The 21,261-nt window shown below is 39.8% G+C and carries 26 protein-coding genes and 1 riboswitch; of the genes, 19 read left to right on the top strand and 7 right to left on the bottom strand.

The window, feature by feature from the left end; genetic code table 11:
* Positions 1 to 19: 19 nt before the first annotated feature.
* Together FQ087_RS07405 and FQ087_RS07400 are read right to left on the bottom strand one after the other, a co-directional pair.
* Positions 20 to 490, bottom strand: coding sequence for an endolytic transglycosylase MltG (locus FQ087_RS07405; RefSeq protein ID WP_149579837.1), 471 nt, complete (start codon positions 488 to 490; stop codon positions 20 to 22).
* Positions 487 to 849, bottom strand: a complete 363-nt coding sequence (locus FQ087_RS07400; RefSeq protein ID WP_149579836.1) for a hypothetical protein — start codon at positions 847 to 849, stop codon at positions 487 to 489. Before FQ087_RS07400 ends, FQ087_RS07405 begins: the two co-directional genes overlap by 4 nt.
* Positions 850 to 1,018: 169 nt before the next feature.
* On the opposite strand from FQ087_RS07400, the gene rpmG reads away from it, so the two are divergent.
* The 5 genes from rpmG (at position 1,019) to FQ087_RS07375 (ending at position 5,211) form a co-directional block, all read left to right on the top strand.
* A complete protein-coding gene (gene rpmG, locus FQ087_RS07395) occupies positions 1,019 to 1,168 on the top strand; it encodes a 50S ribosomal protein L33 (RefSeq protein WP_067210194.1) in 150 nt (49 codons plus the stop codon).
* 62 nt (positions 1,169 to 1,230) lie between these two features.
* Complete coding sequence (locus tag FQ087_RS07390; protein ID WP_149579835.1) at positions 1,231 to 1,812, top strand: 5-formyltetrahydrofolate cyclo-ligase; 582 nt, start codon at positions 1,231 to 1,233, stop codon at positions 1,810 to 1,812.
* On the top strand, positions 1,809 to 1,997 hold the full coding sequence (locus FQ087_RS07385) for a YqgQ family protein (protein WP_149579834.1): 189 nt from the start codon (positions 1,809 to 1,811) through the stop codon (positions 1,995 to 1,997). Before FQ087_RS07390 ends, FQ087_RS07385 begins: the two co-directional genes overlap by 4 nt.
* 150 nt (positions 1,998 to 2,147) lie before the next feature.
* The gene (locus FQ087_RS07380; RefSeq protein ID WP_149579833.1) at positions 2,148 to 4,046 is read left to right on the top strand and encodes an LTA synthase family protein; all 1,899 of its coding nucleotides are present in this window, start codon (positions 2,148 to 2,150) and stop codon (positions 4,044 to 4,046) included.
* A gap of 67 nt (positions 4,047 to 4,113) precedes the next feature.
* A complete protein-coding gene (locus tag FQ087_RS07375) occupies positions 4,114 to 5,211 on the top strand; it encodes a YqgU-like beta propeller domain-containing protein (RefSeq protein ID WP_149579832.1) in 1,098 nt (365 codons plus the stop codon).
* A 212-nt stretch (positions 5,212 to 5,423) separates the two neighbouring features.
* Here the strand turns inward: FQ087_RS07375 and FQ087_RS07370 are convergent, their stop codons facing one another.
* Complete coding sequence (locus FQ087_RS07370; protein WP_149579831.1) at positions 5,424 to 5,600, bottom strand: DUF2759 family protein; 177 nt, start codon at positions 5,598 to 5,600, stop codon at positions 5,424 to 5,426.
* A 205-nt stretch (positions 5,601 to 5,805) separates the two neighbouring features.
* Between FQ087_RS07370 and FQ087_RS07365 the strand changes: the two genes are divergently transcribed.
* Positions 5,806 to 6,444: an MBL fold metallo-hydrolase gene (locus FQ087_RS07365; RefSeq protein WP_149579830.1), complete on the top strand. Its 639-nt coding sequence runs from the start codon at positions 5,806 to 5,808 to the stop codon at positions 6,442 to 6,444.
* Between the two features lie 62 nt (positions 6,445 to 6,506).
* On the opposite strand, the gene FQ087_RS07360 is transcribed toward FQ087_RS07365, so the two are convergent.
* Positions 6,507 to 6,746: a DUF2626 family protein gene (locus FQ087_RS07360; RefSeq protein ID WP_149579829.1), complete on the bottom strand. Its 240-nt coding sequence runs from the start codon at positions 6,744 to 6,746 to the stop codon at positions 6,507 to 6,509.
* Positions 6,747 to 7,093: 347 nt separating this feature from the next.
* Between FQ087_RS07360 and comGA the strand changes: the two genes are divergently transcribed.
* The 11 genes from comGA to gcvPB all read left to right on the top strand — a co-directional run bounded on the left by comGA (position 7,094) and on the right by gcvPB (position 15,768).
* Entirely contained in the window at positions 7,094 to 8,101 is a 1,008-nt protein-coding gene (gene comGA / locus FQ087_RS07355; protein ID WP_149579828.1) for a competence type IV pilus ATPase ComGA, read from the top strand.
* The gene (gene comGB, locus FQ087_RS07350; RefSeq protein ID WP_149579827.1) at positions 8,094 to 9,149 is read left to right on the top strand and encodes a competence type IV pilus assembly protein ComGB; all 1,056 of its coding nucleotides are present in this window, start codon (positions 8,094 to 8,096) and stop codon (positions 9,147 to 9,149) included. Before comGA ends, comGB begins: the two co-directional genes overlap by 8 nt.
* Positions 9,150 to 9,162: 13 nt before the next feature.
* Entirely contained in the window at positions 9,163 to 9,510 is a 348-nt protein-coding gene (gene comGC / locus FQ087_RS07345) for a competence type IV pilus major pilin ComGC (protein WP_188006667.1), read from the top strand.
* The gene (locus tag FQ087_RS07340; RefSeq protein WP_188006666.1) at positions 9,497 to 9,946 is read left to right on the top strand and encodes a type II secretion system protein; all 450 of its coding nucleotides are present in this window, start codon (positions 9,497 to 9,499) and stop codon (positions 9,944 to 9,946) included. Before comGC ends, FQ087_RS07340 begins: the two co-directional genes overlap by 14 nt.
* Positions 9,939 to 10,238: a hypothetical protein gene (locus tag FQ087_RS07335; RefSeq protein ID WP_149579825.1), complete on the top strand. Its 300-nt coding sequence runs from the start codon at positions 9,939 to 9,941 to the stop codon at positions 10,236 to 10,238. The genes FQ087_RS07340 and FQ087_RS07335 overlap by 8 nt, the downstream gene beginning before the upstream one ends.
* Positions 10,223 to 10,672, top strand: coding sequence for a competence type IV pilus minor pilin ComGF (gene comGF, locus FQ087_RS07330; protein ID WP_149579824.1), 450 nt, complete (start codon positions 10,223 to 10,225; stop codon positions 10,670 to 10,672). Before FQ087_RS07335 ends, comGF begins: the two co-directional genes overlap by 16 nt.
* Positions 10,653 to 10,832 carry a hypothetical protein gene (locus FQ087_RS07325; RefSeq protein ID WP_149579823.1) on the top strand — a complete coding sequence of 60 codons (180 nt, stop codon included), beginning with the start codon at positions 10,653 to 10,655 and terminating at the stop codon, positions 10,830 to 10,832. The genes comGF and FQ087_RS07325 overlap by 20 nt, the downstream gene beginning before the upstream one ends.
* 30 nt (positions 10,833 to 10,862) lie before the next feature.
* Entirely contained in the window at positions 10,863 to 11,381 is a 519-nt protein-coding gene (locus FQ087_RS07320; protein WP_149579822.1) for a shikimate kinase, read from the top strand.
* A gap of 227 nt (positions 11,382 to 11,608) precedes the next feature.
* Positions 11,609 to 11,700: riboswitch (glycine riboswitch) on the top strand.
* A 137-nt stretch (positions 11,701 to 11,837) separates the two neighbouring features.
* Positions 11,838 to 12,935: a glycine cleavage system aminomethyltransferase GcvT gene (gene gcvT, locus FQ087_RS07315; protein WP_149579821.1), complete on the top strand. Its 1,098-nt coding sequence runs from the start codon at positions 11,838 to 11,840 to the stop codon at positions 12,933 to 12,935.
* A 33-nt stretch (positions 12,936 to 12,968) separates the two neighbouring features.
* Positions 12,969 to 14,315: an aminomethyl-transferring glycine dehydrogenase subunit GcvPA gene (gene gcvPA, locus FQ087_RS07310; RefSeq protein WP_149579820.1), complete on the top strand. Its 1,347-nt coding sequence runs from the start codon at positions 12,969 to 12,971 to the stop codon at positions 14,313 to 14,315.
* Positions 14,308 to 15,768 carry an aminomethyl-transferring glycine dehydrogenase subunit GcvPB gene (gcvPB, locus tag FQ087_RS07305; RefSeq protein ID WP_149579819.1) on the top strand — a complete coding sequence of 487 codons (1,461 nt, stop codon included), beginning with the start codon at positions 14,308 to 14,310 and terminating at the stop codon, positions 15,766 to 15,768. The genes gcvPA and gcvPB overlap by 8 nt, the downstream gene beginning before the upstream one ends.
* Before the next feature lie 490 nt (positions 15,769 to 16,258).
* Here the strand turns inward: gcvPB and FQ087_RS07300 are convergent, their stop codons facing one another.
* A complete protein-coding gene (locus FQ087_RS07300; protein ID WP_149580794.1) occupies positions 16,259 to 16,576 on the bottom strand; it encodes a rhodanese-like domain-containing protein in 318 nt (105 codons plus the stop codon).
* Positions 16,577 to 17,211: 635 nt separating this feature from the next.
* On the opposite strand from FQ087_RS07300, the gene FQ087_RS07295 reads away from it, so the two are divergent.
* Together FQ087_RS07295 and FQ087_RS07290 are read left to right on the top strand one after the other, a co-directional pair.
* A complete protein-coding gene (locus FQ087_RS07295) occupies positions 17,212 to 17,682 on the top strand; it encodes a histidine phosphatase family protein (RefSeq protein ID WP_255452173.1) in 471 nt (156 codons plus the stop codon).
* Between the two features lie 173 nt (positions 17,683 to 17,855).
* A complete protein-coding gene (locus FQ087_RS07290) occupies positions 17,856 to 18,293 on the top strand; it encodes a GNAT family N-acetyltransferase (RefSeq protein ID WP_255452172.1) in 438 nt (145 codons plus the stop codon).
* A 235-nt stretch (positions 18,294 to 18,528) separates the two neighbouring features.
* Here the strand turns inward: FQ087_RS07290 and kdpC are convergent, their stop codons facing one another.
* Positions 18,529 to 19,167 (bottom strand): potassium-transporting ATPase subunit KdpC, encoded by a 639-nt coding sequence (gene kdpC, locus FQ087_RS07285; RefSeq protein ID WP_149579817.1) that lies wholly within the window; start codon positions 19,165 to 19,167, stop codon positions 18,529 to 18,531.
* A 13-nt stretch (positions 19,168 to 19,180) separates the two neighbouring features.
* The gene (kdpB, locus tag FQ087_RS07280; protein WP_149579816.1) at positions 19,181 to 21,247 is read right to left on the bottom strand and encodes a potassium-transporting ATPase subunit KdpB; all 2,067 of its coding nucleotides are present in this window, start codon (positions 21,245 to 21,247) and stop codon (positions 19,181 to 19,183) included.
* Between the last annotated feature and the right edge of the window lie 14 nt (positions 21,248 to 21,261).

Here is a 21,261-nt window from a genome sequence, read left to right as displayed (position 1 = left end):
ACCATTTATCTGGTTTTTCCTACTTTTTTACTGTCGTGATTTCTTTAGCGATTGATTTGAAATTCATTGAAGAATCCACTTTATGATCACCAATCTGTATTCTACCTGTCAGATTATTATCTGCAAGATAGGAGTCGAATAGAGCTGCATCCTCGATAATTCCCAATCTCTCAAGGTTGGCCGAGACAACTGTCGAATTAGAACCGGATTCAATCGTTAAAATGGTATTAAGGACGGCGGCATCAGAAGGGAGATTACTTTCGGTTACAACAGTTTTCTTTTCTCCTGCTTTCTCTTTAACTGTAGATATGGTTTGGGCAGTACCTAAGAGCTCTTTCGTTTTAGCAAGCTCGATTTGAAGTTGTTCAACTTCATCCTGCAATAGTTGCGCGTCTTCGTCCGAAGGATTCTTACTGTCGATGGTGAAATATAGGATTCCTCCAGCAAGGAGACAGCCAATTCCAACTGCCCGTAAAATGTCTCGTATCATGCAATCACGCCTTTCGATTGCAACACTGCAATTACGTCGTCGTTTGATAAGGAGGAACGCATAGCAATATCACTGATAGAAAAACCTTGGGAATGCAATGATAGAATTTGATTGACAATGATTACATGAACAGGTTTTGATTGTGTCTTTGTTTTACCCCCTGAAGATAGCGGGCCCACACCAATCATTAACTCTTCCTCAACTGCTTTTAATCTTTTTTTTAACCCGTTTGTTTCCTGATGAAGGCTGATTGAAACCTTTTCTAATTCATCATCGTAGTTAGATGATGAATTACCGATGAAAAATGAAGCTATTATACATATAAGGCCAATAATAAGTAGAATTATTGTGATGTCCATTTTCCCACTCCTCAAGTAAATCATTTTGCTACCATTTTACCATACGAAAGTCGTTGTGGAAATTTCAAACTTACTATTGGACAAATCCCGTAGATGTGGTACACTTGATAGGTCGTATAAATTATGCTCATATAAACTTTACATTCTCGATGAGTGGGAGGGACCAACAATGCGCGTAAATGTTACACTAGCTTGCACAGAATGTGGTGAGCGCAACTATATTTCAAAGAAAAACAAACGTAACAATCCAGAACGGATTGAAATGAAAAAATATTGCTCACGTGAAAAGAAACAAACTTTGCATCGTGAAACGAAATAATCGCTCAGGCCAAAACCTTCACCGGTTTTGGTTTTTTCATTTCAGAACGGGAGGAATTCAAAATGAGTAAAATTTTTTTGAGGAATCAAGTCCTTGATACATTGAATAATATGAGCCGTACAGAACATATTAAAAAATCTTTGGAAATTACAGATAGAGTACTTGCATCGAATGAATTTCGAAGTGCGGATACAATCGGGATAACGATTTCTCGTTATCCCGAAGTGGACACACGCCCGCTTATCGAAGCGGCTTGGGTGGCTGGTAAACAAATAGCTGTACCTAAATGCATTCATGCAACTCGCAAGATGGATTTTCGTCTCATTACATCATATGATAGTTTGGAAACTGTTTATATGGGCCTTTTTGAGCCGATACTCAATGAAACAATCACGATTGAAAAAGAGGGAATTGATTTGCAAATTGTACCTGGAATAGTGTTCTCAGATGAGGGATACAGAATTGGTTTCGGTGGAGGGTATTATGACCGTTATATGTCGGATTACAACGGCGACACACTGTCGCTGGCATTTGCTAGCCAGACGAGTAAATCGGTACCTATTGAAGGTCATGATATTCCCGTTAGTAAAATATTTACAGAAGAAAAACTCATTTTATGCCAGAAAAGAGAGACCACTAAATGAAAGATTTTCTTGGAGTCCTCCAATTACTCAAGCGTTTCGGAATTTATGTCTATACGGGAAATCGAAAAGATGACATCGATATGGTGCAATCGGAAGTGAAAGACCTTTACGATAATGGTCTGCTAATGAAGGAAGACTATTTAAAAGCAGTGTTAATCTTGCGTAGTGAAGCGTCAAAAATGTGAGATTGGACCCAAAGTTGCCGTACTTTTGAACTCATATTGACAATTTATGAAACTTTTCTTCAGCTACTCCGTCTATTATGTAGTAAGATTTAGTTTGAACTGTTTTTAATGAAATTTAATTTGAATTTATATTTGAAAGGAAGAGATGGAATGAACAAAATAGTATGGTCAAAACATTCCGTACTCGTAATAGCAATTGTCGCAACGTGGTTGACAACGTATTTCGGTTATATTACAAGCTTTAATATGAAAATCGATAATATAATGCAGGAATTCATTCTCTTTTTGAATCCTCTTAGTTTTCTTCTATTTGTTTACGGCATTGCGCTATTCATCAAGAGTACGAAAAGACGTAATTTTTATATAATGACAGTAAGTGTACTTACTTCGATTATTATGTTTAGTAATGCAGTGTTTTATAGATTTTTCAATGACTTTATTACCCTGCCAGTTTTGTTCCAAACGAGTAACTTCGGTGATCTTTCATCATCAGTTACTGCCAATCTACATGTGATGGACATATTCTTTTTCACAGATGTGCTAATTATCTATTTGGCAATCCGTTTTATGCCTAAAGATAATCCTATTGGGCAACAAAACAAAAATGGACGTAAACTTTACTTCGTCATGACTGCTGCAGTTATGATGGTAAACCTTGGTCTGGCAGAAATGGAAAGACCGCAATTATTAACACGTAGTTTCGATAGAGAGCTTCTTGTTAAAAATATCGGAACATATAATTACCACATCTATGATTTGTTCATTCAATCCAAATCCCATGCTCAGCGTGCGCTTGCGGATGGCAGTGAACTAGTGGAAGTAAGTAACTATATTAATGCGAGCTACGCTGCTCCTGATCCTGAAATGTTTGGGGTTGCGGAAGGGCGTAATATCATTGCAATCTCGCTTGAATCCTTGCAGTCGTTCGTTATTAACGAGAAAATGGATGGACATGTAATCACGCCGTTTCTGAATGAACTAACGAAAGATCCGGATACATTTTATTTCTCTGATTTTTATCATAATACGGGACTAGGAAAGACGTCGGATTCGGAATTCCTTCTCGAAAATTCGTTGTATCCGAGAAATGGTAGTGCAGTATTCTTCACGCATAGTGGTAATACTTATCAATCCATGGCGGCGAAGCTTGGTGAAAATGACTATTACACGAATGTAATGCATGCAAATAACCGGAGTTTCTGGAATCGCGATATCATGTATGGTGCTCTCGGTATCGATAAGTTTTACGATATTGAAAGTTACACAGTCGGTGAAGGGGAAGCAGTTAACTGGGGCATGAAAGACATCCCATTTTTCGATCAATCAGTAGAGTTGATGAAAGAAATGCCACAGCCTTTTTACTCAAGACTGATTACATTGACGAACCATCATCCGTTTGATTTGGATGAAGAAGATAAGCTTATTCCTGAATATACATCAAATTCAAGTACATTAAATAAATATTTCCAAGCAGTTCGATATATGGATGAAGCAGTTAAAATTCTTTTCGAAGATTTAAAGGAAAGCGGCTTGTATGATAACTCGATAATCGTTATGTACGGAGATCATTATGGTATTTCTGAAAATCATAATAAAGCGATGGGTATGTACCAGGATAAAGAAATTACGCCTTTCGATAGTGCGAAATTGCAGAAAGTTCCTTTGTACATCCATATTCCTGGATATGGAAAAGGAAAGACAATTGACGAAGTATCAGGACAAATCGATTTGAAACCTACTATTCTTCATTTGATGGGGCTTGAAACGAAGGAAGATATGACGCTTGGTTCGGATATTTTATCACCGGATCATGAACCGTTTACTATATTCCGCGATGGACGTTTTGTAACCGATAAAAATGTATACACGCAAGAGGTTTGTTATGATAGTGAAACGGGCGAAGAAACCGATATGGTCGAATGTGAGCCGTTTATCGAGCGATCTGTGACTGAGTTAAATTATTCTGATATGATTATTAATGGAGATTTGCTCAGATTCAAGGAAGAACAGGAACAATCGACGGAAATTAACAGTAAAGATAAAGAATGATAAGGTTCTGCACGGAGCTTTCCGTGCAGAACTTTTTTTTACTTAAACACAGAAAGGGGGAGGCGCGGTGAGAAAAAGAATGTTCATCTTTTGTACAGCAGTACTGTTATTAACGGCCTGTACAGAGAAGACGAATGAGATTGTTGAAGACCCGAAAGACGTTGAACAGCATGAGAATAATGACTTAATTGAAGAGGTAATTAGTAAATCGTTAGCTGTTGATCCGGCAAAGTTTCATTTCGTTATAGGCTGGTTAACTGAGTCAGAAGTTATCTACGTCGAAAAGGAAGATGGGCATTATCAAGTGAATAGCTTTGATTTGGAATCAGGTCAAACGGATACGTTGTATGAAGATGAGTCTATGATCATCGATGTCCTCATTCATCCTACAAAAAAGTATCTATTATTACATACGAGCGACAACGCTACATCCGCAATCGTTAAAATTGTGGCAATGGATGGCACAGTGCTAGATGAAGTTTCAGTTGCCTCCACAGAACTAGCGATTGAATGGAATGATATCAACCCTTCCCTTGTCCTTCTCACAGCTTTCCATCAAGATTGGACGTTTGACTTATTTCTCTATAATGGCAAAGAGACAAGTCTTGATCTTTTGGCTATTGAAGAACCTTTCCCAAAATGGTTGGGTGAGGATAAAATCGCCATCGGTTATGTCGATGGCCATATACTTGATGGTGGGGAAATACATATATATGAGCATGTAACTGAGAAATGGGGACGGCTGGATATGAGCGGTGTTGTTTATTTTGATACATATGGAGATACTCTACTATCTGTAAAAATAAATGAGGAGTCAGATGCGCATTACACCATCATGAATAAGGATGGTTTGATTCACTCAGAATGGACGATGCCTGCCATTAGTAATTATTCTGAATGGGTTATTCCTGAAATTGAATGGAGTTCAAATGAGACTGTATTCCTGCCGGCTACTGAGAAGGGTGGGCAACTTGATGAACTTCAATCACCCTATCAACTTATTCGTGTTACAGAAGGACGACAAGACGTTGTAGCTGATAATATTACAACGAGTTTTCTGAGGTGTTCACCATCGGGGCAAAAGTGTTTAACTGGTTACTCTGCGGAAAAGTTGATAGATGTAAAAATGAGAACTGAGACAACTTGGTTAACGTTTCCTGAGTAATATTAAAGATGTCAATGTCTTGAATATGGTTGTGGATCTAAGTCTACCGCGGTCTGTTGCAACTAACCTCACATTATCTATGCTGCATAATTTGTACTAGGAAATTGCATATAATATCCGTGATTTAATGACTTGACAGACAACAAAAAACATCCTTTGTGTATGAATACACAAAGGATGTTTTTTGTTGTCCAAGCTTAAGTCTAGTTTTTTTACAGAGTAGGTGGAAACCCTTGGAAAACAAGAGTCGCAATTGTGAAACCGCCAAAAACGACTGCAGCTCCAACATTAAATAAAATACTTAAAACGTTACGTTCTTTAAATGCTTGAACCGTACCTACCACCGCTAAAATTGCGATGAGTCCAAAAATGACCATCAATAAGTTCATAGGAAGACACTCCTTTCAATAGGAACTTCTGCATTGCTCGCAACCTGTGAGCAATGCAGAAATCAGCACATACAGTGCAAGTCCAATTTAGCTATATTCCTCTTCCATTGTACTGTTTGCAATCAATTTTGTCGAGGCATAATAGTGATGATTGTTTGAAATCCTATTTATTATTGCGTAAAATAACATGAAGGAGGTGCCGACTATGTTGAAAGTCTATACATATTCGCTCGGACCAATCCAGACAAATTGTTATATTATCAGTGATGAATCAGGCAATTGTCTAATCATGGATCCGGGTGAAGAAAGTGGCCGTATTATTAATAAAGTGAAGAGCAAAGAGCTGACACCTATCGCGATTTTATTGACACATGCCCATTTCGATCATATTGGGGCTGTCGATAATATAAGGGATCGTTATAACATTCCGGTTTATATTCATGAAGAGGAGCAAGATTGGCTAGTAGATCCGAGACTAAACGGCTCCGCCAAGTATCCTGGGTTGCCTGATGTCCGCACTAGAAAAGCAGACATGTTTATCAGAAACGAAGGGATGATGATTGTAGGTCCATTCGAATTTGAAGTGAGGCATACGCCGGGTCATTCTCCAGGAAGTATTTCATATATTTTCGGCCCATCCCGTTTTGCAATTGTGGGCGATACACTTTTCCAACAAGGAGTTGGAAGGACAGACCTAATCGGTGGAAATACAGGAGTTCTGCTGAAATCTATCCACGATAAATTGCTTTGTCTCGATGATGATTTTATCATATATCCTGGTCACGGACCTTCGACTACTCCAGAAGATGAAAAAAATTCGAATCCATTTTTGAATGGATTTTGAATAATCGAATGTCGTGAAAACAAAAAAACAGCCGATAAGAGGCTGTTTTTTTGTATGTACTTTTAGTGAGAACCTGGTACGTGTATAAACGTTGAGTAGTAGCTGAATCCAACCATAAACACCATCAGATATGCTCCAAATAAGTACATGTACATCCGCTCTGTCAGGTTCAAGAATCCAAGTAGTAGGAAGAATCCAGTGTTCGCAACAAAAAGAAGTGCGGCTGGATGCATGTCTCCTATATAAAACATAACCGCGAATATGCCTGTCCAGAAACCCATCAACTTGAACATGTTATCCATGAGTGCGTCCCTCCTTAATAAAACATTACAATAAGCTCCCATTCATTATAAGGGATAACGACGGCAGATGTAAACTCCAATCGTGCTTTCCTTGTGACAAAGGCGTGTAAAAGAGTGATTGTCTTGAAAATTGATATTTATCGCAAAAAAGTGTGGTGAATTTCAAATATCTCCTTCTTCTAACGATACACAATTCAGCTTTAGGGAAAAGTATTCCAATACAAGTTCGCAAGTCGTATACTGTGCCCAAGGGCGGATTGCAGTTTGTCTGACCTGAATGACGGATACAGATCATCCGTCCGGGATGGATTGCGTTTTATCCAACCTAAAAGAAAGAGGGGTGTTCAATGATTAAGACGGAAAACGTCGTAGAACGGAAAAGTTTTCAACTTCTAGAGAAAGCGATTAAGTACGAAGCGACCGATATTCATTTGGTTCCAATGAAGGAAGGATATGATGTGTCGTTTAAAAAAGATTCAAGACTAGACCGGTCCGGAATTCTCCCCCCACAGTTGGCGGGCCGTATGATTTCATTTTACAAATTCCTTTCCTCACTCGACATTAGCGATAAGCGTAAACCCCAAAGTGGATCTTTTCATAAACAGATACAAGGTGAGAATTATTCTTTCCGTGTTTCAACAATCCCTTCGATTCAGATGAAAGAAAGTGTTGTTATACGAATACAAAGGCATAATCAAATCGTTTCACTCGATGAATTATGTATTGAAAAAGAGTGGGCAGATAAACTACGTAAAGCTGTATCAGAACCGCAAGGATTAATTATACTGACCGGTCCGACCGGATGTGGAAAAACTACCACTATCTACTCTTTAACAGCTCATTGCGTCAATCATCTTGAACGGCATGTGATTACATTAGAAGACCCTGTAGAAAATAACCATTCGCATTTGCTTCAGATTCAAGTGAACGAACGGTCAGGAATGACATATTCAGCTGGTTTGAAAGCAATATTACGGCATTCACCTGATGTCATCATGATTGGAGAAATCCGGGATAGTGAAACTGCAAAAATCGCAGTCCAGGCGGCATTAACCGGACATTTGGTATTTACTTCGGTTCACTCTAAAGATCCTGCAGGTTGTTTTTACAGGATGATGGATTTTGGTATTTCTGCCGAAGAATTAAGGCAAACCGTTGTATGTATTTCAGCACAGCGTCTCATTCGCCGTGCTTCCGGAAAAAGAGGAGCAGTATTTGAAATCATCCAAGGGGATATGCTTAATCAAATGACGGATTCCATCATGAAAGGTGATAGGGTTGTTGTTCCTGAAGAACTTAAAGTGGAGTCGCTTAGTCGGAAGTATAATAGGCCAAAAGTGATTCAGAATGAATAAACAAAAAATAAAATCGTTATTAAATAAACAAGAAATTCTTCAAAATCGGCCAGTATTCCTGAAAAGACTATCTGTTTTAATTACTGAGGGGTATACATTTTATGATGCTGTCACTCTGTTATTGCCACATCATATGAAAGATTATACTTCTGTGTTAGAGGCAATGAATAATGATTTTAAGGAAGGATTCGGTGTAACTCATATTCTTGCCAGTTTAGGGTTCTCAACTGGAACGCTTCTTCCTATCGCGATTGCTGAAATAGACGGACGAGTCGCGCAGTCATTGAGTGGCATGGCGGTTCGAATGAGAATAGCAGAAGAAAAACGGAAGAAACTAAAAAAACTGCTGATTTATCCTATTGTGCTTTTTATTATTATTGCAGCATTGCTTATTACCTTCCGGAGGTTTTTTTTACCAAATATGGAGGCGTTGGCGATTTCAAGGAAAGGTGAAGAAAATGGACTTGTTTCTGCATTACCCTCCCTTGTCACTAAGATTCCTGATTTTCTTATAAGTGTAGTGTTGATATCCGCATTATTAACAGTAGTATGTACCGTTATTTACAAAAAACTTGCACCCGCAACAAAAATTCGTGTATTAATGTCCATCCCTGTTGCGGGAACATTCTTTTCGATTTTAAAGACCCGCGACTTTTCTAGTGAAGTTGGGGGCTTGCTTCAGTCTGGTCTGTCCTTGCAAAACGCTCTGGATGTATTAATAGATCAAAACCTGGACGCAGTTCTAAGTGAAATTGCGAAAAACGTCAAAGAACAGGTCGTATACGGAGATTCATTCCATGTCGCGGTCGGCAGGACCGAAGGCTTGATGCACCAACTGTCTGCATTTGCCAAGCACGGTGCAGACAGTGGCTATCTGCCGAAAGAACTACAAATCTACAGTGAACATCTTAGTGAAACGATTGATGAGAAGCTGACGCAGGCTTTAGCGATGTTGCAACCAGCATTATTTAGCATCATTGCAATCTGCATTTTGGCTGCTTATCTCGCTTTGCTTTTACCGGTTTATGGAATGATGGATAAACTATAATAGGGGGAATTTGATGAAACTTATTCATAACGATAGGGGTTTCACGTTAATTGAAATGATGATTGTTCTGTTAATTATTTCGGTTCTCATTTTAATCGCTATCCCAAATGTCACAAAACATTCTAAGTCAATTGATGAAAAAGGCTGCGATGCTTATATGCAAATGGTTCAAGGCCAAATTGAGGCGTTTAAAATGGATGAAAAACATCTTCCGACCTCTCTTGCTGAATTGACTGAAAAGGAATACCTACCTGAAAATGCACAGTGTCCTGATGGTACGCAATTGTTAATTGGTGTGGATGGAAAAGTGGATAAGGTGGGTGTATCCGCCAGCTTGGGAGCAAACGGTGGAGAAAACTAGGGAAAGTGGATTCACGTTCCTTGAAATGATTCTAGTATTAGCTGTTTTGTCAATCATGACAGCAATCGTCTTACCCATTGGTGACAAGTGGATACAGTTGGCTTCTGAGGAGGATGCTCTCCAATTGTTTATGGCATCTGTCTACAATATACAAACTTATTCGATGGCGAACAATGTGGCTACGAGCTTGGAATTCAAGGATTCGGGAACCGAATATATTACATCTTACCTAAAGAAGGACGAAGGGAGAATTGAGATTACGCGAAACGTTTTTCCGGATGGGATGCAATTGGTGATGAGCAGTCATTTGAAAACAATTGAATTCGGTGGGAATGGAGATATTTTGAAGCCTGGTACAATGGCATTTTTAAAGAGCTCAGGCCATGTCGAAATTCGGTTTCAATTTCAGCGGGGAAGGATGATAATTTATGAATGAAGGGGGCTACTCATGGCCAGAAGCGATACTTACATTGACGATAGTGATTGTTATATTTGGGACATTGCTTCCTTTTGCTTCAACAGTGACTATGAAGCTACAGATGAAGAAGGTAGATATGTATGCGGCTGAGACTGCCTATCAAGGGGCAATTTATTTTAATGCGTATGGTTTAGAGGAGGGGGTGCGTCAAGTCGATGGAGTGGATTATGATTGGACCATTGCAGGGCAATCCGTTTGCGTATCGTATAAGGTAGTCGATAAGGTATTCAATAAATGCGTACATTCATGAAGATTTTTGATGAACATGGCTATACATTTTTGGAAAGTATCTTCCAATTAATCATTATGACCGTGTTCATTCATCTATTTATATTGTTTTTCTTTTGGAAAGGCCCGATTGAACAACAATATACAGATTACTCATCCACTGAGTGGGAATTATTCTCGGCTGATTTACAACACCTTCTTTCTGACGTCAGTGAAATTCGCGTGGTTAACAATGGCAGGACAATCCGACTTAAGAATAATCGTGGGCTAATTGATATTGAGCAAAGTGGAACAGTTATTCGGAAACGAGTAGACATAACCGGGCATATTCCATTAGTTACAGAAGTCAAGATGGTTACGTTCACATTTGATGGATTAACTGTAACTGCTTATGTGACAATGTTGAATGACACCGTTAAAGTAAGGAGTTTTGCGGTTGGATTTTATCCGAAATGAACATGGCGCAATGCTTGCAGCAGCAATTATTTTATTATTTTTCGTTAGTCTCTTTCTTTTTTCCCTCGTTTCATGGCATGATAGTATTCAAAGGACTTACGATTCTCTTGAAATGTATTATGAAAACGAAACGGTGAGAATAATGAAACGGAACGAATAACACTATTCGTTCTGCCAAGTGGGTGATGACATGAAGAAAGTGTATTTGATTGGTTATATGGGGTCAGGAAAAAGTGCAATCGGCAAACGGCTCAGCTTTGCGACAAAAATGCCATATTATGATATGGATACTGAAATTGTAAAGATAACTGGTTTGACGATCCCTCAAATATTTGAAATGTATGGTGAAGAACGTTTTCGAGAAATGGAAACAGAGTTTCTTCGGTCGTTTCGTGATGAATTTTGTATCATTGCGACAGGCGGTGGCGTAGCGATGCGTAAAGAAAATAGAGATATTATGCGGAAGACAGGCCTAGTCTTTTTTCTTAATGCTCCGTTTCGCGATATTTGGCGACGTATTTCCACGGATCGAAACCGTCCGATTGTACAAAGGTCGACACGTTCCGATCTTGAAGAGTTATTTAATAATCGAAAACCTCACTATTTACAAGGTGCACATTTTAAAGTCGAAACAGAAAATCGATCGTTGCGTGATATTGTAGATTATATCGCATTCCAAATTAGTAGGCTTAAAGGGGAATATAAATGAGGATGAAAATCAACCGCTGATTGTCGTTTCTCCACCTCTTTAATTGGATGAAAATTTAATTAATGGGCAAAAACACGAACTATAATAAAATTATATTTTTTAATGTTCGTGAAAACGGCTATCAATTAAAAAGTATTGCGCTTACAGAGATGAAATGTTAAGATATAAGGCGAAAGGGCATTAGTTGTCCGAATCTTAATCATCTTCAATTCAATTGAATAACGCGAATGATTGTATGGGGAGAGCACGCAATGGCGTCGCCGAAGGAGCAAGTAACTTATGTTATGAATCTCTCAGGTAACAAGACTCATACATGACGCATCTCTGGAGAGCGCCGGTTAAGCCGGCCACCAACGAGGAAAGCCGTAAGGTCAAACTTTCAGGTACAAGGACAGAGGTTTCCTAATTAGGGGACCTCTGTCTTTTTTCATCAAAACTTTTAAGGGGGAATAGAACTTGTCAGAGTCTTTGAAGCGCACTGTCCTTTTTGACAGTTATGCAGAATACGGTGGTAAAACGATTGATTTTGGTGGTTGGGAATTACCTGTGCAGTTTTCAAGTATTAAAGCTGAACACGAAGCTGTACGAACAAAAGCCGGTCTTTTTGATGTTTCGCATATGGGTGAAGTGCTTGTCACTGGAGAAGGTGCACTATCTTATTTGCAAAAGATGGTTACGAACGATGTTTCGAAACTTAAAGACGGACAAGCTCAATATACGGCTATGTGTTATGAAAACGGCGGGACTGTGGATGATCTATTAATCTATAAACGCGGGAATAATAACTACCTTTTGGTTGTCAATGCATCAAATATCGACAAAGATCTTGAGTGGATGAATAGCCACGCTACGGACGAGGTCAAAATTGAAAACGCATCTTCTTCTTATGCGTTGCTCGCTTTTCAGGGTCCAATTGCACAAGACGTTCTTCAAACATTAACGAATGAGCCTTTAGCAGACATCAAATTTTTCCGTTTTAAAGAAAATGTTGATATTTCAGGCCATAAAGTACTTGTTTCGCGTACAGGATACACAGGAGAAGATGGATTTGAGATTTACGGCTCGCCTGAAGCAATTGTCGCATTGTGGTCAGTTATTCTTAAAGCTGGCGCAAGTGAAGGTGTTGTACCAGCTGGTCTTGGTGCACGTGATACGCTTCGTTTTGAGGCTGGTTTGCCACTATATGGGCAAGAGCTATCAAAAGATATTTCACCACTCGAAACGGGCCTTGGCTTCGTTGTGAAGGTGAATAAAGAAGTGGATTTCTTCGGGAAAGAAGTCCTGGTTTCCCAAAAAGAGAATGGTGTACCGCGTAAACTCGTAGGTGTGGAAATGATTGATAAAGGAATTCCGCGTACAGGTTATAAAGTATTCCTAGGTGAAGAACAAATCGGTGAAGTAACAACTGGAACACAATCACCGACACTTAAAAAGAACATCGGTTTTGCGCTTCTGAACAGTGAACATACCGCTGAAGGAACAGAAATTGAAGTCGAAATTCGTACTAAGCGCTTGAAAGCTGTAATTATTGCTACACCATTTTATAAACGCTAATCATATAATATTATGAAAAGGGGTTAAGAGAATATGCAGCATCGTTATATTCCAATGACTGAAACCGATCGCAATGAAATGATGAAAACAATCGGGATTACTTCCGTAGATGAACTTTTTGAAGATATTCCTGAAAAAGTTCGATTTAAAGGCGAGTACAATATTAAAAAAGCAAAATCCGAGTCTTCACTGACAAAAGAACTGTCAAAATTGGCAGCGAAAAATGCGGATGCGCGTACATATGCATCATTTCTAGGCGCTGGTGTCTATGATCATTATAAGCCGATCATCGTCGACCATGTCATTTCACGCTCCGAGTTCTATACGGCTTATACGCCTTACCAACCGGAAATTTCACAAGGTGAATTACAAGCTATCTTTGAGTTCCAGACAATGATCTGTGAACTGACTGGCATGGACCTTGCAAACTCATCTATGTACGACGGTGGAACGGCTCTAGCGGAAGCGGGAACACTTGTAGCAGGTCATACGCGTCGCAAGAAGATTCTAATTTCTGAAACAGTTAACCCTGAATCCCGTGATGTAGTCCTTTCTTATGCATCTGGACAGTACATCGAAGTTGTCACAATTCCACAAAAAGATGGCGTTACTGATATGGCGATGTTGGAAGAAATGATGGGCGAGGATACAGCTGGAGTTCTTGTGCAATATCCAAACTTCTTCGGTCAGATTGAAGACATTCAAAAAATCGGGGAAATTGCACACGCGAAAGGTGGACTGTTCGTTGTTTCATCAAACCCACTTGCACTAGGAGTATTAACGCCTCCTGGTAAGCTTGGCGCAGATATTACAGTCGGTGATGCACAACCGTTCGGTATACCTGAATCATTTGGCGGACCACACTGTGGTTACTTCGCTGTAACGAAAAAGTTGATGCGTAAAGTTCCAGGCCGTCTTGTTGGAGAAACAACTGATGATGAAGGCCGTCGTGGCTACGTATTGACACTTCAAGCACGTGAACAGCATATTCGTCGTGATAAAGCGACGTCCAATATCTGTTCGAATCAAGCCTTAAATGCACTTGCCGCTTCAGTGGCGATGACTGCACTTGGTAAAATTGGCGCACAAGAAATCGCCTACCAAAACATAGTGAAAACACGCTATGCGAAAGAAGCCTTTGAAAAAGCGGGCTTTGACGTTAAATTTAGTGGAGCACATTTCAATGAAATCGTCGTTGATTGCAAACAACCAGTAAAAGAAGTAAACACTAAATTATTTGCACAAGGAATAATCGGTGGTTATGACCTTGGTCTGACATATCCAGAATTTGCTAACCACACACTTATCGCTGTTACTGAACAGCGTACAAAAGAAGAAATCGATGCACTTGTGCAGGAAATGGAGGCCCTTCATGCATAAAGATAACCAGGCGTTAATTTTTGAAATTACGAGAGAAGGACGGATAGGCTATAGTCTTCCTGAACTGGATGTGCCTGAACTTGACCTTTCTGCTCTATTGCCAAAAGGATTTGTTCGCGAGGAAGCTGCGGAACTTCCAGAAGTTTCAGAACTTGATATTATGCGTCATTACACAGCACTTTCAAATCGTAACCATGGTATCGATTCAGGATTCTATCCGCTTGGATCATGTACGATGAAATATAATCCGAAAATCAACGAATCTGTTGCACGTTACCCTGGATTCGCGAATATTCACCCACTGCAAGATGAGTCGACTGTTCAAGGTGCACTGGAAGTTTTGTATGACCTACAAGAGCATCTTGTAGAAATTACGGGTATGGACGAAGTGACACTTCAGCCTGCAGCAGGAGCGCACGGCGAGTGGACAGCTTTGATGATGATTCGGGCTTTCCATGAAGCAAACGGTGACTTCAAACGTACAAAAGTACTTGTTCCCGATTCTGCACACGGTACAAACCCGGCCTCAGCTACAGTTGCTGGTTTCGAGACGATTACAGTTAAGTCAGGTGAAGATGGACTTGTTGATCTTGAGGACCTTAAACGACATGTAGGGGATGACACGGCGGCACTTATGCTGACGAACCCGAATACACTGGGTCTTTTCGAGGAAGAAATTCTTGAAATGGCTGAGATCGTTCATGCTGCTGGCGGGAAACTTTATTACGACGGCGCAAACTTGAATGCAGTTATGTCTAAAGCACGCCCTGGAGACATGGGCTTCGATGCAGTTCACTTGAACTTGCATAAAACATTTACAGGGCCACATGGTGGCGGTGGACCAGGTTCGGGTCCGGTGGGTGTGAAGAAGGATTTAATTCCATTCCTTCCGAAACCAGTCCTTGTGAAAAAAGATGAAGTTTACGCTTTTGAATACAATCTGCCACAGTCGATTGGCCGTGTTAAACCGTTCTACGGTAACTTTGGAATCTACCTGCGTGCATACACGTACATTCGTTCAATGGGGCCAGATGGCTTGAAAGCTGTTACGGAATATGCCGTACTGAATGCTAACTACATGATGCGCAGATTGGAGCCACATTTCGATTTGCCTTATAACCGTCATTGTAAACATGAATTCGTACTGTCTGGTCGTCGTCAGAAGAAACTTGGCGTGCGTACGCTTGATATGGCGAAACGACTGCTTGACTTTGGCTATCACCCGCCAACAATTTACTTCCCGCTTAACGTTGAGGAAGGTATGATGATTGAGCCTACGGAGACAGAGTCGAAAGAAACTCTCGATGCATTCTGTGACGCACTTATCCAAATTGCAAAAGAAGTAGAAGATAACCCAGAAATCGTCCAAAATGCACCGCATACGACAGTCATTAATCGTCTTGATGAAACCAAAGCGGCACGTTTCCCAGTTCTGCGTTATACGAAAAAATAAGTGAAATACAGAAATAAGCTAAAAGAGCCTATAATCCAATGGATATAGGCTCTTTTAGTTCGCTATGTGTGGTGCCGATTCTGTTCTATTCACTATTCAGCAGGAATCATTTTGGAAAAGTTAATGAAGTTATTTTTACTTGCGGGCTCTTCTTTCTATTTATTTTCGTTTATACTAACTTTCTTCTTGTACTTGCACTGACTGAAAACTAAGCAGCAACTATCAAATTATTGATTATCTTTCCAATCTTTGCATTGATATTCTTAGCCATAGTAAAAATATATGGTGGATAGAGAGGAAGTGAACATGTTGCGTGATAAAAAAATTAATTGAAATACAAAAGGAGAAGCTGCTTGGGCTTCTCCTTTTTAAATCTAATTTGTTCTCCGTATTCAAAACGTTACTTATTAATGCGGATATTGTTATTTCAACTCAGGAATATATAGTTTTTATAGAAAAAAGTTCCTCCGGAATGGAGGAACTTCACATTTTATTTACTTTTTACTTTACCTGTCCATTGACGGAAACCGCCTTGCAGGTGAAACAGTTGCTGATAGTCTTTTTTCTTTAAGAATAATGCTCCACGTGCACTTTTTCCACCGTTTTGATCATACAAATAAACGGGCTTGTCCGAACGGATCTCTTTATACCGCTGACGGAACTGAGAATAAGGGATATTACGCGCTCCTAAAATATGGCCGGCATCAAAATCTTTTGCCTCACGTACATCGATTAGCTGTGCTTTCCGATAGCCTTCGATAAATTGCTCCTGCGTCAAGGTTGTAACAGCTTTCCGCAAACGTAGCATCGTCACAACGAAATAAAGGATTACGATGAGAGCGACGGCTCCTAAAAAATAATAATTCAAAACAACTTTCCCCTTTCTCTCTACCTTTTCATTATAAAGATTGAGCGGCACATGTTCAATGGAGAAGCTTAAATAAAGGATTCCGCAAATGCTTTTAAATCAAGAACTTATTGGTAGCATCCTTCGTGGTAGCATTTTTCTTATGTGATCTAGTGATTCACACCCAAAATGCTAAAAGTCCAATCGACGAACTTGGTATATAGATTAAATGATTCCACTCCATCCCTCTTCGGAGCATCGGGAATGCCTCGCTCTAAGCAGTTTCTCCTTTGCATTTATGGCATAATTCCCTCAAAGGACGCAGAAATTATACAAATCGACTCATTCGCTAAGTTTCACAAATGAAATTCAAAATCCGAGCTTCAAAAATGATGAAACAGTAAGAACAGATAACACATGGGAGGTTTACTAGTAATCATGACGTTTGAGTTAAGGATGAATTGACAATAAATTGGTTTAATTTAGAATGGACTTATAAAGTAGTTCTATTTGTTAAATAAACGGGCGAAGTGCAAGAAGGACTTTCCATACTCAATTTGGAGAAATTATTTCATACTATAACACGGGAGAGAGCTATGGAAATATCTTTAATAAGACATGGTAAATCCAGTTGGATCGATAATAGTCGAATAAGTCTTCAGGAGTTTAAAATTTGGGTTGATAGATATGATTATAATGGTGTTTTTGAAGAAAATTCTTATCCAACAGTAACGCTTAAAATAATAGCGACTGCTAATATTGTTATTACGAGTGATTTACAAAGGTCTATCGAGTCGGCAAATTTGTTAAATCCCAACTTAAAAGCCATTTCACTTCCCTTGTTTCGTGAAACAGACTTGCCTACTCCCTTAACAAAATTATGGGGATTAAAATTAAATCCGAATATTTGGGCTGTGATTTTAAGATGCTTATGGTTTAGTGGTTATTCAAGAGGGTGCGAGTCTTTGAGTAGCGCGAAATATAGGGCTGAAAAGGCAGCCGAGTTGTTAGTTGAATATGCTCGAGAATTTGAAACAGTGGTATTGGTTGGACATGGATTTTTTTAATATGCTGCTAGCTAATGAACTACAAAAAACGGGTTGGAAAGGTAAGAAAGAAACAAGTTCTAAGCACTGGAATTGTAATACTTTTTCCTTCTTCAACTAACAGGGGAAGAATAAAACTAGAATACTGTAGTGAAGAAGTTAGACTTGAATCACTGGAAATAGGGGGATTTATGGTGAGTATTTCAACAGAGAAGATTTTAGAGTTAACGACCACAGTACAGTGGAAAGAAGCCTTTCTAATTATGAAACAGCTTCGTTTAGATTTGGTGGAAGAGACATACCTTGATTTGCTTAGTGAGATGAAAATCGACGGATATCGTCTTTTTGCATTTTTTTCCGAAAATACGATTGTAGCTGTAGCAGGATTAAGCCTGAGGGTGAATTTTTATAATAAACGTCATGTTTTTATATATGATTTGGTAACAGATGCTTCACACCGTTCTCTTGGGTATGGTGAAAGACTTTTAACTTACATTCATAAATGGTCAAAGGATAATGGGGCAGAGTATGTCGCTTTAGAATCGGGAATCCAAAGAACAGATGCTCACAGATTCTACGAGGAGAAATTTAATTATGATAAATGGTGTTCATCATTTAGAAAAAAGTTATAACATCGTTTCTTTACTGAATTAACGTTTAAGGATTTGACCTGGAGCCTAAGAGGGCAAGGACTTTGCACTTCCAATTGATTGAGCGATGAACGACGATACAATGCTTAGTGCAAGACAAAAACGCCAAGGGAAAAGCCCCTTGGTGTTTTAAGATTCGAAAAGCTTTTGGAGAAATCCACTTTTACAGTGCCCTTGCAGTACAAGGATGGATTTTACGAAATTTATATTTCTGAAATTATTTCTCATTCATTTTTTTGTATATGTCTAAGTTAGTGCCTAAGACGTTGACTATGTTTTCTCCGAGCACACCGAATACGCGGCTTTCACTATTGGTATTGACAATCGCTTTTACTTCATTCACGGATAGGCCACTTTCTTTGGCCACACGGTTTATTTGAATGAGTGCGGCATCCACGCTGATGTGTGGATCAAGACCAGATCCGGAGGCGGTCATCAAGTCAGCCGGAATTTGTTCGCGTTGTACATCTGGATTCAAAACTAAAAATTTCTCTATATCTGTTTCAATTCGCTTTTCCAGTTCAGGGTTGGACGGTGCGTAGTTGAATGTACCGGAACTCACGCCTCCGTAATTTGTTTCACCATTAGCATCCGGAACGGTATCTTCCTTAGTATAGACGTTGTAATTTATCGAGGATACACGGCCAGAGAAATACTCGGGTGCAGTGAACGCCTGCCCTACCTTTTCAGAGCCGATAATTTCGCCATCCAAATCAATTAAACTGCCGTTTGCCTGGTGTTTGAATAACACTTGCGCCACCCCTGTTACCGCGAATGGGTAAATCAAACCGCATAATATGAGCATAGAGAAAGTGATTAGCAGTGCTTGTTTAGAGTACTCAAAAAATACTTTCATGCTACGTTTCCTCCTATAGGCCCATCATGACTAAAACAGGCCCAATAATTAAATCGATTAATTTAATACCGATAAAGGGGGCGATAATGCCACCAAGTCCGTAAATCAGCAAGTTTCTGTTTAGTAGTCTTGAAGCGCTCATCGGTTTGTATTTAACACCTTTCATTGCAATTGGGATCAACAATGGAATGATGATCGCGTTAAAAAGCAATGCCGAGAGGATAGCGCTTGTCGATGAGTTCAATTGCATGATATTTAGTGCACTCATTTCTGGAATTCCTACCATTAACATCGCTGGAATGATTGCGAAGTATTTGGCCACGTCGTTCGCGATACTGAATGTCGTTAAAGCTCCACGTGTCATCAGTAATTGTTTCCCGATTTCAACTACTTCGATAATTTTGGTCGGATTCGAGTCCAGGTCGACCATATTCGCCGCTTCTTTCGCCGCATTTGTTCCAGAGTTCATCGCTAGCCCTACGTCTGCCTGTGCCAATGCGGGTGCGTCATTTGTACCGTCACCAGTCATCGCTACGATTTTCCCTTGCGCCTGTTCTTTTTTTATCACATTGATTTTATCTTCGGGCGTACTTTCAGCGATAAAACCGTCAACGCCAGCTTCTTTTGCAATCGTGGCGGCTGTCAGCGGGTTGTCTCCTGTACACATGATTGTTTTAATGCCCATGGCACGGAGTTTTTCGAAACGCTCTTTTAAACCGGATTTCACGACGTCCTTCAGATAAATAACGCCAAGGATTTTATCGTTTTTCGTTACTACTAAGGGTGTGCCGCCTAGTGATGATACTCGATGCACCAATCCCTCCAAGTCTTTTGGTATGATATGGCCGGCAGCGATGCTCATTTTTTTCATTGAATCTGAAGCACCTTTACGAATTTTTGTGCCGTCTTGCATATCAAGTCCACTCATACGTGTTTGTGCTGTAAATGAAATAGGGTAGCCCGTCTCGTAAATCATTCTTTCATCTGTACCATCGACGTCTAAGTTGCAGGCAAGTGCTAGAATCGATTTACCTTCGGGTGTGTCATCATTTAATGAACTTAACCATGCCGCGCGTATCAGTTCTTTCATATTAACGCCTTGCACTGGAGAAAATTCGGATGCTAGACGATTTCCATAAGTGATTGTACCTGTCTTATCCAAAATCAATGTATCGACATCACCACATGCTTCGACAGCTTTTCCTGACATGGCGATTACATTGAACTGTGTCACACGGTCCATCCCGGCAATCCCGATTGCTGATAATAGCCCACCGATTGTTGTTGGGATTAAACAGACAGTCAGCGCAATTAATGTCGCTAGCGGAATATGCACATTAAGGTAGGCGGCCATTGGGTAAAGTGTGACGACAACCAGTAGAAAGATAATTGTCAAACTGACTAATAAGGTGTTCAACGCAATTTCATTTGGTGTTTTTTTACGACTCGCACCTTCAATAAGCGCAATCATTTTGTCTAAGAAAGATTCGCCTGGCAGTGAAGTGATTTCGATTTTTAGCCAGTCACTCGTCACGGTGGTACCGCCTGTGACGGATGTGAAATCACCGCTGCGTTCTTTCACAACGGGGGCTGATTCACCTGTGATTGCCGATTCGTCGACGGTTGCGATCCCTTCAATCACTTCGCCATCATTTGGGATAACTTCTCCCGCTTTTACTAAGACAACATCACCTTTTTTTAGCTCATTTGCCTCTTTCATGATCTCTTTGCCATTGGTAAGTAGTACACGTGCCTGTGTAAACGTTTTTGTTTGTTTAAGTGTTTGCACCTGAGCTTTGCCTCGACCTTCCGCAATGGATTCTGCGAAGTTTGCGAATAGGATTGTGATGAGTAAAATCGAAGCGACAATCGCATTATAGAGGCGCAAAGTAACATTGCTACCATTGTCTCCCATGTTAGGGAAAAGGGTTAACAAAAGTACGAATATAAAACCGATTTCAACTACGAACATTACTGGGTTTTTAACCATGTATACCGGGTTTAACTTTTTAAAAGATCCTAAAATAGAACTCTTTATAATATCACCAGTTATAAAGCTCTTTTTTGATGTCGTTCGCATTGTAGTATCTCCTC

Source organism: Sporosarcina sp. ANT_H38 (genome assembly GCF_008369195.1).
Lineage (GTDB): Bacteria > Bacillota > Bacilli > Bacillales_A > Planococcaceae > Sporosarcina.
This window is presented reverse-complemented; position numbering and strand designations above follow the sequence as displayed.

Coding starts and splice junctions, on each gene's coding strand:
- FQ087_RS07405 (WP_149579837.1), bottom strand. CDS start 490: ATGATACGAGACATTTTACGGGCAGTTGGAATTGGCTGTCTCCTTGCT.
- FQ087_RS07400 (WP_149579836.1), bottom strand. CDS start 849: ATGGACATCACAATAATTCTACTTATTATTGGCCTTATATGTATAATA.
- rpmG (WP_067210194.1), top strand. CDS start 1,019: ATGCGCGTAAATGTTACACTAGCTTGCACAGAATGTGGTGAGCGCAAC.
- FQ087_RS07390 (WP_149579835.1), top strand. CDS start 1,231: ATGAGTAAAATTTTTTTGAGGAATCAAGTCCTTGATACATTGAATAAT.
- FQ087_RS07385 (WP_149579834.1), top strand. CDS start 1,809: ATGAAAGATTTTCTTGGAGTCCTCCAATTACTCAAGCGTTTCGGAATT.
- FQ087_RS07380 (WP_149579833.1), top strand. CDS start 2,148: ATGAACAAAATAGTATGGTCAAAACATTCCGTACTCGTAATAGCAATT.
- FQ087_RS07370 (WP_149579831.1), bottom strand. CDS start 5,600: ATGAACTTATTGATGGTCATTTTTGGACTCATCGCAATTTTAGCGGTG.
- FQ087_RS07365 (WP_149579830.1), top strand. CDS start 5,806: ATGTTGAAAGTCTATACATATTCGCTCGGACCAATCCAGACAAATTGT.
- FQ087_RS07360 (WP_149579829.1), bottom strand. CDS start 6,746: ATGGATAACATGTTCAAGTTGATGGGTTTCTGGACAGGCATATTCGCG.
- comGA (WP_149579828.1), top strand. CDS start 7,094: ATGATTAAGACGGAAAACGTCGTAGAACGGAAAAGTTTTCAACTTCTA.
- comGB (WP_149579827.1), top strand. CDS start 8,094: ATGAATAAACAAAAAATAAAATCGTTATTAAATAAACAAGAAATTCTT.
- comGC (WP_188006667.1), top strand. CDS start 9,163: ATGAAACTTATTCATAACGATAGGGGTTTCACGTTAATTGAAATGATG.
- FQ087_RS07335 (WP_149579825.1), top strand. CDS start 9,939: ATGAATGAAGGGGGCTACTCATGGCCAGAAGCGATACTTACATTGACG.
- comGF (WP_149579824.1), top strand. CDS start 10,223: ATGCGTACATTCATGAAGATTTTTGATGAACATGGCTATACATTTTTG.
- FQ087_RS07320 (WP_149579822.1), top strand. CDS start 10,863: ATGAAGAAAGTGTATTTGATTGGTTATATGGGGTCAGGAAAAAGTGCA.
- gcvPA (WP_149579820.1), top strand. CDS start 12,969: ATGCAGCATCGTTATATTCCAATGACTGAAACCGATCGCAATGAAATG.
- gcvPB (WP_149579819.1), top strand. CDS start 14,308: ATGCATAAAGATAACCAGGCGTTAATTTTTGAAATTACGAGAGAAGGA.
- FQ087_RS07300 (WP_149580794.1), bottom strand. CDS start 16,576: ATGCTACGTTTGCGGAAAGCTGTTACAACCTTGACGCAGGAGCAATTT.
- FQ087_RS07295 (WP_255452173.1), top strand. CDS start 17,212: ATGGAAATATCTTTAATAAGACATGGTAAATCCAGTTGGATCGATAAT.
- kdpC (WP_149579817.1), bottom strand. CDS start 19,167: ATGAAAGTATTTTTTGAGTACTCTAAACAAGCACTGCTAATCACTTTC.
- kdpB (WP_149579816.1), bottom strand. CDS start 21,247: ATGCGAACGACATCAAAAAAGAGCTTTATAACTGGTGATATTATAAAG.